The sequence below is a fragment of the Leptotrichia sp. genome (genome assembly GCF_057270615.1).
In genome coordinates, this window is sequence record NZ_DBHIXN010000009.1 from 44355 (window position 1) to 57795 (window position 13441).

The 13441-nt window shown below is 29.1% G+C and carries 10 protein-coding genes; 5 read left to right on the forward strand and 5 right to left on the reverse strand.

What is annotated here, in order from left to right; all coding sequences use genetic code 11:
• The first annotated feature begins 1 nt into the window (after nt 1).
• The 5 genes from ACO409_RS03200 to ACO409_RS03220 all read left to right on the forward strand — a co-directional run bounded on the left by ACO409_RS03200 (nt 2) and on the right by ACO409_RS03220 (nt 8891).
• Complete coding sequence (locus ACO409_RS03200; protein ID WP_485554755.1) at nt 2–1195, forward strand: CDP-glycerol glycerophosphotransferase family protein; 1194 nt, start codon at nt 2–4, stop codon at nt 1193–1195.
• A 614-nt stretch (nt 1196–1809) separates the two neighbouring features.
• The gene (gene mutS, locus ACO409_RS03205) at nt 1810–4494 is read left to right on the forward strand and encodes a DNA mismatch repair protein MutS (RefSeq protein WP_485554757.1); all 2685 of its coding nucleotides are present in this window, start codon (nt 1810–1812) and stop codon (nt 4492–4494) included.
• A 25-nt stretch (nt 4495–4519) separates the two neighbouring features.
• Entirely contained in the window at nt 4520–6958 is a 2439-nt protein-coding gene (locus tag ACO409_RS03210; RefSeq protein ID WP_485554759.1) for an LptA/OstA family protein, read from the forward strand.
• A 639-nt stretch (nt 6959–7597) separates the two neighbouring features.
• Nucleotides 7598–8260, forward strand: coding sequence for a PAQR family membrane homeostasis protein TrhA (gene trhA / locus ACO409_RS03215; protein ID WP_485554761.1), 663 nt, complete (start codon nt 7598–7600; stop codon nt 8258–8260).
• Between the two features lie 49 nt (nt 8261–8309).
• Nucleotides 8310–8891 (forward strand): transposase, encoded by a 582-nt coding sequence (locus ACO409_RS03220; protein WP_485554763.1) that lies wholly within the window; start codon nt 8310–8312, stop codon nt 8889–8891.
• A 164-nt stretch (nt 8892–9055) separates the two neighbouring features.
• On the opposite strand, the gene lgt is transcribed toward ACO409_RS03220, so the two are convergent.
• The 5 genes from lgt to ACO409_RS03245 all read right to left on the reverse strand — a co-directional run.
• Complete coding sequence (lgt, locus tag ACO409_RS03225; RefSeq protein ID WP_485554765.1) at nt 9056–9958, reverse strand: prolipoprotein diacylglyceryl transferase; 903 nt, start codon at nt 9956–9958, stop codon at nt 9056–9058.
• A gap of 92 nt (nt 9959–10050) precedes the next feature.
• A complete protein-coding gene (locus ACO409_RS03230; protein WP_485554767.1) occupies nt 10051–11139 on the reverse strand; it encodes a pyridoxal-phosphate-dependent aminotransferase family protein in 1089 nt (362 codons plus the stop codon).
• Nucleotides 11140–11178: 39 nt separating this feature from the next.
• Nucleotides 11179–12015 (reverse strand): 3-deoxy-8-phosphooctulonate synthase, encoded by an 837-nt coding sequence (gene kdsA / locus ACO409_RS03235; RefSeq protein WP_485554768.1) that lies wholly within the window; start codon nt 12013–12015, stop codon nt 11179–11181.
• A gap of 211 nt (nt 12016–12226) precedes the next feature.
• A complete protein-coding gene (locus tag ACO409_RS03240; protein ID WP_485554770.1) occupies nt 12227–13324 on the reverse strand; it encodes an RNA-guided endonuclease TnpB family protein in 1098 nt (365 codons plus the stop codon).
• Between the two features lie 4 nt (nt 13325–13328).
• Nucleotides 13329–13441 (reverse strand): transposase (locus tag ACO409_RS03245; RefSeq protein WP_485554774.1); only part of this gene is annotated, 113 nt, incomplete at its 5' end.

The window sequence follows — 13441 nt, forward strand, 5'->3', positions numbered from 1 at the left end:
TATGGATAAGATAAAATGTTTAATAAATATGGTAATAGCTTATCTTATTTATCCATTTAACAAAAAGAAATTCAAAAATAGAAATATATGGCTTGTAGGTGGAAATGCAGGAGAGCTTTTTGTGGATAATGGACGTGCGATGTATGAATATTTACGGTCAAGGCAGCAGGAGGAGGTATACTGGATAATAAACAGAAATGCTAAAATTGCTAAAAAAATTCCAGGAGAAAAGCTGATAAAAGGAAGTGTAAAGAGCTACCTTTATTTTATGAATGCAAAAGTTGCATTATTTTCCCACTCAATTTCTGCAGATATTGTTCCGTACTTATTTGTAGTGCCATTAATAAATAAATTTCACAAAAAAGTATTTAAAGTATTTTTAAATCATGGAACAGTAGGCTTTAAAGTACGTCAGGCAATGAATCCAAAGACAGCAAAAGTGGCAGAAGCACTTGTAAAATCATATAATTTGAATATTTGTGATTCAGAATTTGAAAGAAAAGTAAAAACAGAAATATGGTGGGAAGTGCCAAAAGAAACAGCAGTTATAACAGGTTATCCAAGATACGATAAATTATATAATTTAGAAATTGCTGAAAAACAAATATTTTTTATGCCAACATGGAGAAACTGGCTAAAGTCAGAAAATTCAGAAAATCAGAAATTTGAAGATACAAAATATTTTCAAAACATTGCAAAATTAATTACAGATAAAAAATTAAATGATTATTTTGAAAAAAATAATATTAAATTGAATGTCTATATTCATCAGTTAATGCAGGACCATTTAAAAAATTTTGGAAATATAAAACTTGGAAAAAATATAAAAATACTTCCAAAAGAAGTAAACATAACTGAAGAGCTGCAAAAATCAAAGTTATTAATAACAGACTATTCAAGTGTAGCTTACGATTTTTATTATCTAAACAAGCCAATTATTTTCTTTCAGTTTGATAAACGTGAATACGAAGAAAAAGTTGGTTCTTATGTAGATTTAGATAAGGATTTATTTGGAATGCAGGCTAAAACTGTGGAAAAATGTGTGGAAGAAATCATTGAAATTTCTCAAAATAATTTTTATTATGATAAAAAGATGAAGCAAAAGTCTGATAAATTGAGAGAAAAGTTTTTGAAGTATGTGGATAAAGGAAATTGTGAAAGAGTTTATGATGAAATTTTAAAAAGAATAAATTAAAACTCGATTTTCTTATTAAGGATTTATAACATATGTTGTTATTAATAAATATTTTCTTTATATTATTAAGTTTTTTCTTTATTTATTTTCGCAGGATTGCTCATTGCCGCAAATCCTGCACCTATGGCTAGACTCCGACTTTTATTTGCCCAACTCCGAAACTCCTCCTTTCAGTCGTCAAACAGTCGTAGTTGAACAAATAAAAGCTCCGTCGGTTTTTAAATTAAAAAATTTATTTTGTTAAAGAAAAAATATTTATTATAAATTTCCGAGATTTTAATTTTTCGGTAAAAGACAACTTGTTTGAGCTTTTCTATTTTATTTGAATTGAGAACAACTTCATGAGATTAAAACAACTTTTATTAAAAGCGAGTTTTGTCTTTTGCTGTAAAATTAAAATTCAAGAGCGGGAGTGCAGAGGTATGGCGTTTGATACCTCTGCGTTAAAAAAAGATTATAAAGTATGTAAATAACAATAATTATTAAATAAAAAAATTGATATAAAAATGGAAAAGAAAAAATTTTTATTAATTTTTTAAAAAATTGAAAAAGAAAATAAACCATGATAAAATTTAAGAACAAAAAAATAAAGAGAGAACAGAGGTAAAATAACGATGGCAGATACACCGCTTATGAAACAATATAAAGAGATAAAATCAAAATTTGAGGATTCTATATTGTTTTTTAGACTGGGTGATTTTTATGAAATGTTTTTTGAGGATGCGGTGAAAGCGTCACGGGAATTGGGACTTACACTTACTTCAAGAAATAAAGAAAAAAATGTAGATGTGCCGCTTGCGGGAATTCCGTTTCATTCGGCGGATTCATATATTACAAAACTTGTTTCAAAAGGGTATAAAGTTGCAATTTGTGAACAGATAGAAGATCCTAAAACGTCAAAAGGTATTGTTAAAAGGGAAGTTGTAAAGATTATAACGCCAGGGACTGTTGTGGATATGGAGGCACTTGATGCAAAGAGCAACAATTACTTGATGAGTATTTTAAACATTGAAAATAAACTTGGAATTGCATATATTGATATAACGACTGGAGAATTTAAAGTAACGGAAGTTGAAAAGGATGATGATTTTATAAAATTATTCAACGAAATTAATAAGATTGAGCCTAAAGAAGTACTTGTGACAGAGGATTTTTATGGTGAAATAAAAGAAAAGCTGGATGATTTTTTACAAAAGAATGATTCAGTTGTAACTTTTGTGAATAAAGTTCGGGATAGTGCAAAATATCTTATGGATTATTTTAGAATTGTGTCTTTGGAAAGCTATGGGATTAAGGATAAAAAGGGGATAATTGGAGCTGCTGCAATGGCACTTGATTATGCAGTTACTATGCAGGTTGAGCATGATTTGACAGTGGAAAAGATTGAGTTTGTGAATATTTCCAATTATGCTGAAATAAATGCAATTACAAGCAGAAATTTGGAACTTTTAAAAAATCAAAGGGAAAAAACTGTGTACGGATCGCTTTTGTGGGTTTTGGACGAGTGTAAAACTTCGATGGGAACACGGCTTTTAAAAAGATTTATAAATAATCCGCTTTTAAATATTGATACAATAAAAAAAAGGCAAAAAGATGTACAATATTTCATTGATAATATTTTAGTTCGTGAAGATTTGCGGGAAAAACTTGAGAATATCTATGATTTGGAGCGGCTTTTAGGAAAAATAACCTTTGGGAGTGAAAATGGGAAAGATTTGACAGCATTGAAAAAGACGATAAAATCAGCTGTTGAAATAATGAAAATTTTGGAAAGTACAGATTTTTTTCAAAATATTGATGTAAATATTTTATTTGAATGTTATAAAATTATTGATGACAGTATAAATGAAGATGCACCGTTTTCTGTGCGAGAAGGTGGAATTATAAAATCTGGATATAGTCAGGAATTGGACGAAATTAGAAACATTATGAATTCTGGGAAAGACTTTTTGCTGGATATTGAACAAAGAGAAAGGGAAGCAACTGGAATTAAAAATATGAAAATAAAATTCAATAAAGTTTTTGGTTATTTTATTGAAATTACGAAAGCAAATCTGGATATGGTTCCAGAACATTATATAAGAAAACAGACCCTTTCAAATTCAGAGAGGTATATTACACCTGAGCTAAAAAAATATGAGGATACAATAATAAATTCCAAAGCAAAAATTGAAGATTTGGAGTATCATTTGTTTAAGGAAGTTAGCGAGAAAATCAAGGAACATCGAAAAATTTTGTCAGAATTAGCAGAAAGGCTGGCATATATTGATGTAATGGTATCTTTTGCAGTAAGTGCCATTGAAAATGATTATGTAAAACCTGAAATAAACAAGGAATATTCCTTTGAAATTTTTGGAGGAAGACATCCAGTTGTGGAAAAACTGATTGGAAGAACAGATTATGTTTCAAATGATACAGTTTTTACTGAAAAGGAAAGTTTTGTTGTGCTGACAGGACCTAATATGTCTGGAAAATCAACGTATATGAAGCAAATTGCATTAATTTCAATAATGGCTCAGATTGGTTCGTTTGTTCCTGCTAAAAAAGCAAATTTATCAGTTATAGATAAATATTTGACAAGGATTGGAGCTTCTGATGATATTTTGACTGGACAGAGTACGTTTATGGTTGAAATGAGCGAAGTTTCCAACATTTTGAACAATGCAACAAAAAAAAGTCTGATAATATTGGATGAAGTTGGACGTGGGACTTCTACAACTGATGGTGTTTCGATTGCAACTGCTATTTCGATGTATATTCACAATAAAATTGGTGCTAAGACAGTTTTTGCAACACATTATCATGAACTTACCGATTTAGAAAATAAATTTTCAAATATTACAAATTATCGGATAGAAGTGGATGAAAAACAAGGGAAAGTGATGTTTTTGCGAAATATTGTAAAAGGTGGAGCAGATAAGTCGTACGGTATTGAAGTAGCAAAGCTGGCAGGACTTCCAAAAGAAATATTAGTTGAAAGTAAAAAAATATTGAAACGGTTGGAGCAAAAAAAGGAATTGATTGAAAAAACTGTAGATGTTCATCAGCTTTCACTTTTTGGAGAAAATTTAGAGTTTGAAAATAATTTTGAAAAGTCTGAAAATGAAACTGTAAATGATATGAAAATTGCTGAAAATAGTCAGTTTTATGAAGTAAAATTGGAAAAAATAGAACAGGAAAAAGAAAATTTATTAGAAATTGTGAATAAAATAGAAAATTTTGATATAAATAATATAACACCGATGGATGCAATGAAATTTTTATTTGAATTAAAAGAAAATATAAAAAAAGATAATTAAAATAGTGAAATAGGAGAAAAAAACAATGTGGAAAAGAATAGGCTATGGAGGTTTAATACTAATACTGATATATTTTATATATGCAGTATTTTTTAAAAAAATTCCAACACCACTTGAGCAGATGCAAAAAGATATGAAAGCAAAAAAAGTTGTGTATAGATTAAAAGATGAAGCAATTATTTATGCGGATGAACAAATTGGATCCGAAGGAGATGAAGTCATTAGATTTAAAAATGTAATTGTAGATCTTTTAAAAAAACAAATGGTAATTTCTGGAAAAAAGGGAGAGGTAAACACTAAAACACTTGATGTTTCGTTAATGAAAAAAGTTGTTGGAACGACAAAGGATCAGAAATGGGAAATTTATACAGAACGTGTAGATTATAAAAAACAGGGAGATTTGTTAGTCTCGCCAGTGAAGACAAAACTTATAAATACTTTTGATGATACTGTTTCTCAGGCAGACAAAGTTGAAACGACGACGAAATTTGAAACGATTGTGGCAACAGGACATGCTAAATACAATAATAAAAAAGACAAAAAAACTATGACAGCGGATAAAATAACATATAATGATCCTACAAAAGTAAGTTTCGCAGAAGGGCATGTTGTCTATAAGGAAGAAAAAACTAAAAGAACGCTTACAGCAGATAAGATGAGATACGATGATATTAATAAAATAGGAAATGCAGAAGGGCATGTGCATTATACTTCTCCTGAAAGTAAATTAGATGCTCAAAAAGCAGATTATTATATGAAAGGTGAAGAAAGAGTTGAAGGTTTTGGACATGTTGTTTATACAGGTAAAGAAAGTGTAATTACAGCAGACAATGCCGTATATTTTATCAAGAAAAAACAAGTTAATGGAAATGGACATGTTGTCTATACAGGTAAGGAAAGCGTAGTTACAGCAGATAGTGCCGTGTATCTCGTTGAGAAAAAACAAGTTGATGGAAGAGGGCATGTTAGATATACAGGAAAAACTATGATAATTACTGGAGATCATGTTTTCTATGATAAAATTGCTCAAATAATAACTGGTGATGGAAATGGTACTTATAATTATTTGCCACGAAAAACTACGGGAACTTATAAAAGTGGAGTTTATGATTTAAAAACTCATACTATGACAACAAATGATTACTATACTGCTAATTATGATGATTATAAAATGGATGGAACAAGTCTTGTATATGTTTTTCCTACGGGAAATGCAGTTATGAATGGGCCTTTTAATGTCAGAAAACAAAACTTTATTGTTCATGGTGCAAACGGAAAAATGAATACGATTTCAAAAGATATTTTTGCGAATAAAATGGAAATGTCAAGTATTCAAGGAGATAAAATAACATCTGATATTGGACAGGGAAGTTTTGAGAAAAAGGAATTTAGATTTGATGGGCATGTAAAAGGTAAAATTCGTGGAAATGTAAAGGATCTGGTACATGATCCAAGACCACTTGTAGAATCAGAAGCAGTACATTTTGTCGGAAATACTGCAAAAGTTTATTTTGTATCTCACAAAAATGGAAGTAATATGAGTATTACACGTAGTGAAATTAAAGAAAATGTACGTATGACATACAAAGACATTACATTGGATTCACAATATAACGAGATGGATTCAAGAAGAAATCTTATACTTGCAAGAGACAAGGTAATGGTTGACTTTAAAAATAATACCAAGATGACTGCAAACTATCTATATATGGATATGAACAAGCAGGAAGGATATGCTAGAAATAACATAAAAATTGTAAGTACGTTACCTCAGTTTAGAGCAATTAATACAAGTGCTGACAAAGCTATAATTTACTTGAAAGATAAAAGAATAAAACTGAATGGAAATGTAGTAACTTACCAAGGTAAAAATCAAATTTCATCTAAAAGTGCAATATACAACATGGATAAAAAAATTCTTGAAAATGAAGGAAATATTCAGATGCGTTATGAAGTTCAAAATAACAGCAGTAATAGTGAAAATAGTGAAGTTCAGGGAAGATCAGATCCTAAAAATTCTGCAGCAGTTCAAGAAGTAATAAATAAGCTGTCAGTTTCTGAAGGAGGACGCCTTCCAAAATCAATGACTGCCTCAAATGGCGTCCCAGTTACGATAAGATGGCATTCTTCAAATTCAAGTTTATATTCGGTGTCTGGAAGAGTTAATAAGCAGTTTTATGGTGGTGGATCTAGAGGAGCAACATTAACTGCTACTGCAAAAGCAGGAGTAGATACAGCAGAAAGAACTTTTACTATAAGTGTTCCGACAGAGTCAGCTCATGAAATGCTGGTAAGAGCAGCAAGTAATATCTATGTTCCAGAAGATGGAGAAAATTTACCTTCATCAGTTAGAGTAAATGTAAATAGAGGAACAATAGATGTGCCTATATCATGGAGCAAACATGGAGATAGAAATGTAGCAACATTGAGATATGGTGGAGCTTCCTATAGCCAGCAATTTTAAGTAATATTTAAGATCAGTTACAAATTTTTTTAATGAAATTTTCTTTTTTAGCAGAGGTATTATTGTTATACCCCTGCATACTAATTAGTCTATAGTAAAACTGAATTTAAAAGCTATGATTATTTACTAAAATCCTAAGTTTTATGATTTTTAATGGTTAAATTTTGAATGAATTCGAGTGTATTAAAAAACTTAATTATTAACGCATAAGAATTTTATAATAGTGAGCAAGAACTTAAAAGAATAGAAAAATTACGATAAGAAATAGTTGTATCTTACTTGTATGTAAAAAATATATCCTTAGAATTTTTACTCTATTTAATAAAATTTTTAGTTGAATATAATTAAAACATCTGTTATAATAAATTAGAGGGACAAGTTTTAAGCTTTAATTCAGGGATTATAGTTATTTTTTAGAAGAATTTATTTTAATTAATTTTAATTAGATTTAAATTAAAGAGATTTCATTGTGTATAAAAAAAACAATTGATTTATAAGCCAAAAAAAATGTATTATTAAATTTTATATGATATTATTATAATGTAAGCCTATCATATTAAGATTATTTTATGATAAGCTCACTTTAAGACCAAATACAAAAATTATAAAAAATATTTTTGCATTTGAAGGGGGAAAAATATGAAAAAAAATATATTAAATGAAATACATAAAAAGGCAGAGAATTTTTCACGCGGAGAAGAAATTGCTAATTTTGTAAGCCATACAGTAGGAGCAGGGTTATCAATATTAGCTTTTATAATATTAACAATACATGCTAGCTGGAAACGTGATGCTGGAACTATAATATCTTTTATGACATTTGGATTCGGATTGATAGTTTTATATACAATGTCCTCCATATATCATGGATTAAAGCAAGGAACAGCGAAGAAAATATTTGAAATTTTTGATCATTCGGCAATTTATATTTTAATAGCAGCTTCTTATACCCCATTTTTATATTTAGTTGTTAATTCTCCAATGAATAAAATTATATTGACAATTCAATGGATAGTTTGTATTTTGGGAATTGTATTTAAAGTATTTTTTACTGGTAAGTTTAAATTATTTTCAACTTTACTTTACTTAATAATGGGATGGATGATAGTATTTGCATGGAATGATTTAATAAATAATATAAATAAAATTTCGTTAGTTTATTTAATTGCAGGTGGAGTTCTATATTCACTTGGAACAATCTTTTATTCGTGGAAAATATGTAAGTTTAATCATATGATATGGCATATTTTTGTGATTTTAGGAAGCATTTCACATTTTTTGGCTGTGTATTATTTAATTTAAAAGAATAAACCATAAAAATGTGTATATTTTATTTAGAAAGGGTAATTTAATGGGAAGAAAATCGAAAGTATCTAATGAACTAAAAGTTGAACTCGTAAAGATGATATTAGAAGGGAAAGGAAGTATTCAAGGATTATCAAAAGAATATAATGTTGCAAAATCATCATTAATGACTTGGAAGAAAAAATATCTTGAAATAGGAGAAGATAGTATAAAAGTCGAAGATAAAAATAGACATTACTCTCGTGAAATTAAAGATAAAGCTGTTAAAAGTTATTTAAATAATGAAGGTTCATTATTTGAAATTTGTAAAAAATATGATATTGCATCTGTAAGTGTTTTGAATTACTGGATTAGAGATTATAGAAGAAGTTTGGATGAAAATGGGAAAATATCGCCGTTGAAAAAACATGTAAGAAAAACTATCGAAGCTAAAGTTGAAGCTGTTCAATTTTGTCAAAATAATAATTATGATTATAACATGACTATTCGTAAATTTGGAATTTCATATCAGCAAATTTATTCATGGGTAAAAAAATATGAAAAAGGTGGCATTGATGCATTAGCTGATAACCGTGGAAAACGCCGTCCTGAGCCTGAAGCAGAATCTGACAAAACAGAAAAGAAATAGGCCATTTGATAACATACAAACTCAGAATTTAATAAAATAAGTATTCTGAAGCAAGGAGTATTGCTTTTGTGTAAAAGATAAAAAAATTTAGATTATTGAACATATAAATATAAAAAAACTGTCATTTCCATATTATCAATAAATGAATTTGACAGTTTTTTATTTTATTTTTTAGATTCTTCAATTTTAGCAGGTACAAATTTTCTATCTGGACTGCTAAAAATTTTTATTCCGATAATTGCAATAATGATCATAGCTATGCTTATTAAGTACGGAAGTCTTATTCCAAAAATTAATAAGTCTTCTGCTCTAAATGTACTTACAAATGTTCTTATAACTGCATACATAATTAAATAAATCATTGATAAAATTCCAGGATTGTATTCTTTTTTTCTAAAATAGAACCAGAGAATTAAAAATCCAATTAAATTTAAAAATGCTTCGTAAAGCATAGCTGGATGTAATGGCAAATTTGGAAATTCAGATCCAGCTGGTGTATTTAACGGAAAAGTTAATCCCCAAGGCACAAGTTGTTTAAATTGAGCTTGTGCGGCAGTACTCATTGATTGATATTTTGCCCACCATTCATTGAATCTTCCTGAAAAGATTACGCTAAGTGGAGTAAATGTAGGAACTCCATGAACTTCACCATTTGCCAAATTTCCAAATCTTCCTAAAAATTGTCCAAATAGCAAAGGTCCAACAGCCATATCTGTGAGTACCCATAAGTTCATTTTATTTTTTTTTGCATAATGATATGCACCTATGAATGCTCCAATAATTCCACCATGAATTGCAAGACCACCTTCCCAAATATAAAATATGGATAAAGGATTTCCAATGTAATCAGGGAATTTAAAAATAACATAATATAATCTTGCTCCAATTAATCCTGATACTATCGTTGTAAATGCAAAATCTTCAATAATCTTTCGATCATCAACTCCTCTTTTTTCAGCAACATCATCTGCAAGTGCGATAAACATTCCAAAAAGAAAAGCTAGAATATACATTAAGCTATAAATCCTAAGTTCAAAACCTCCAATTTTAAATAAATATGGTTTCATCTATACTCCTTTTCAATGTTATGTAATAAGGGCTGTTTGATTCAAAATTTTGATTTTTTAAAAAACAAGCCCTTAATTATTGTTCTAAATTTTTATAATTGCTTTTTTAACTCTTCTTCAAAAATTACAAAAAAGTCATCAAGCTGTTTTTTGGAAATTCTTCCTAAAATCCCAATTCTCATAAGGCTTTCGGCATATTTTCCTTTTCCGCCTGTAACAGTATATCCTTTTTCTTCAAGAGCAGAAATAATTGATTTTATTACAATTCCTTCTCTATAAACAGAAATTAATGTATTTGTTCTATTTTCTTCATTTTTAACTAATAATTTAAATCCAAGTTTTTCTGCTTTTTCTTCTACGTATTTTCTCAAGTCGTGTTTTTGTTTTATTGTATTTTCAATTCCATTTTTAATTAAATCTTTTAGTGATTGATTTAATGCTAAAATTAATGCAATTGCTGGTGTATAAGGTGTTTCTCCTTTTTCTTCAAAATATTTAATATATTGTTTTAAATCAAAGTAATATTTAGGCAAATCAGAAGTTTCCATTGCTTTTTTTGCCTTGTCGCTTATTGCTACAAAAGCTAGTCCTGGAGGTATTAAAAATGCTTTTTGGCTTCCTGCAATTGCAACATCGACATGCCATTCGTCAAAGTTAAATTCATTTACTACAAGTCCGCTAATTGTATCGACTATTAATAAAATTTCAGTATTTTTAGTCAAATCTCCAAGTGATTTTATGTCATTTAAAATTCCGACTGAAGTTTCACTGTGAGTAGCTAAAATTCCTTTTAAATCAGGATTTTCTGAAATAACTTTTTTTACATCATCTAATTTGTAGCTTTCTCCAAACTCATATTGTAAATTGATTACATTCAAACCATAAATTTCTGCAATTTTTCTAAATCTGTCACCAAAATATCCAGTATTTACAGCTAAAACTTTATCTCCTTTTGAAAAAAAGTTTACAATGGCAGTTTCCATTGAACCTGTTCCAGAAGAAGTTACAACAGCAACATTATTTTGTTTTGTCTTGAATATTTTTTTCAAGTTTTCGTTATTTTCTCTCATAATTCTTCTAAATTCAGGTGTTCTGTGATGAATAATATCCTTTCCAAAAATTTCTAGATATTCTTCTGGTATATTAGTTGGACCAGGTGTTAATAATAATTTTGAACTCATAATCTTAATTCCTCCTAAAATTTATATTTTTTTCTTTTTTTATAGTTCTTTTGTTAATTTATCATATTTCAAAAGTTTTGTTAAAATTTCTTCAACATTGTCTAGTTTTAACATATTGGGTCCGTCGGACAGTCCTTTATCAGGATCGGGATGCACTTCTGCAAAAATCCCATCTACTCCTACAGATACAGCTGCCCTTGCAAGTGGGTAAACATAAGTACGGTTACCGCCTGAAGTTTCTCCAAGCCCACCTGGAATCTGTACCGAATGTGTTGCATCAAATACAACTGGATATCCAAATTTACGCATTTCCAAAAGTCCACGCATATCTACAACAAGATTGTTATATCCAAATGAAGCTCCACGTTCGCAAAGCATTATATTTTCATTTCCAACTTCCTGAAATTTCTTGACAACATTTTTCATGTCCCAAGGTGCTAAAAACTGTCCTTTTTTTATATTTACAGCTTTTCCGGTTTCAGCCGCCGCAACAAGCAAGTCAGTTTGTCGTGATAAAAAAGCTGGAATTTGTAAAAGATCAATTACTTTTGCAGCTTCCTTACATTGATAAGGCTCATGAATATCAGTCGCAAGTGCAATGCCATATTTAGATTTAACTCTTGATAAAATTTCAAGTCCTTTTTCAAGGCCTGGACCTCTAAAAGATGAAATTGAAGAACGGTTAGCTTTGTCAAAAGAAGCTTTGAAAACATAGGAAATTCCTAATTTATCTGTAATATTTTTCATTTTTTTGGCTACTTCCATAACTAAATCTTCCGATTCAATTACACAAGGCCCTGCAATCAAAAAAATCTTATCATTACCAATCGTAATCTTATCAGTAATTTTAACTTTTTTTACTTTATCTATCAACATATCCGAATCCTTTCTAAAAAGTTTTTCTTATATTTTATTTTATCACAATATTACTTTTTTTGCTAATTTTTTTCTAAAATAACAGAGTAAAATATTTGAGTGAACTACTCCCGCTTTTAGAAGCGGGAGCTTCTTGGGAAGTACCTGTTTTTGCTAGCCAAATATATTTACCAAGCTCTTCGGACAGTCCCTGCCCTGTCTTCTTTTATTTTTAATATTCCAACATTTCTTTTCCAATGTTTTTTATATTCAGTGCCGCATTGTAATCTCTATCAATTTCAATTCCACAGCACTCACATTTATAACTTCTTTCTGATAATTTCAGTTCCTCTTTAATATTTCCACATTTACTGCAAGTTTTCGACGATGGAAACCACTTATCTATCTTCAAAAATTGCTTTCCTAAAAACATCAGTTTATACTCAAGCATTCTCAAAAACATTCCCCATCCATTATCTCCTACACTTTTACCAAAATTTAATGCCTGGCTCATCCCTTTCATATTCAAATCCTCAACAACCACAGCATTGTATTCTTCAGACAATTTTTTCGATAATTTATGCAAAAAATCTCTTCGACAATTTTTAATATACTCATGCAATTTTGATATTTTCGCTTTTTGCTTATACCAATTTTTAGAAAATTTCACTTTTCTCGATAATGATTTCTGTAATTTTTTCAATTCTTCTTCCAACATCCTAAAATATTTTGGATAATCAGCCCTTTGGTTTTCAGAACTGACAAATAATTCAGACATTGAAAAATCAAGTCCAATCACTTTATCATTACTTGGCATTTTTTGAATTTCTTTTTCAAATTCCGTCAAAACAGAAACATAGTAATTTCCATTACTGTTTGTCAATGTTACCGACTTTATTCTATAATTCTTTGGTATTTCTCTATGATATTTTAATTTTATTCTTTTCAATTTTGGCAAAATCAAATATTTATTTTCCTCAATTCGTATCGAATTATTCACACAATTTGTCGTGTAACTTTTAACACTATTCTTTTTAGATTTGAACCTTGGAAATTTCGCTCTCTTCTGAAAAAAGTTCGTAAACGATCGTCTTACATTTAATTGAGCATTTGAAAGTGCCAAACTGTCTACTTCTTTTAGAAATTGATTTTCATTTTTCAAACTGGCAGGTGTAACTATTTTATTTTTTCCAGTTTCTTCATAAATTTTATTAGCAGTATACAAAATCGTATTGTAAACAAAACGAACACATCCAAAAGTCTTATTTATCAATAATTCTTGCTCCTTATTTGGATAAATTCTGTATTTGAATGCTAAATTATATTTCATAAAATTACACCTCCTTTTGATTTTGAATATATTTTTTAATTATCTCTAATGGTGCACCTCCAACACTTAGAACTAAGTAACTTCTACTCCAAAAATATTCTTTCCACAATCTTCCCC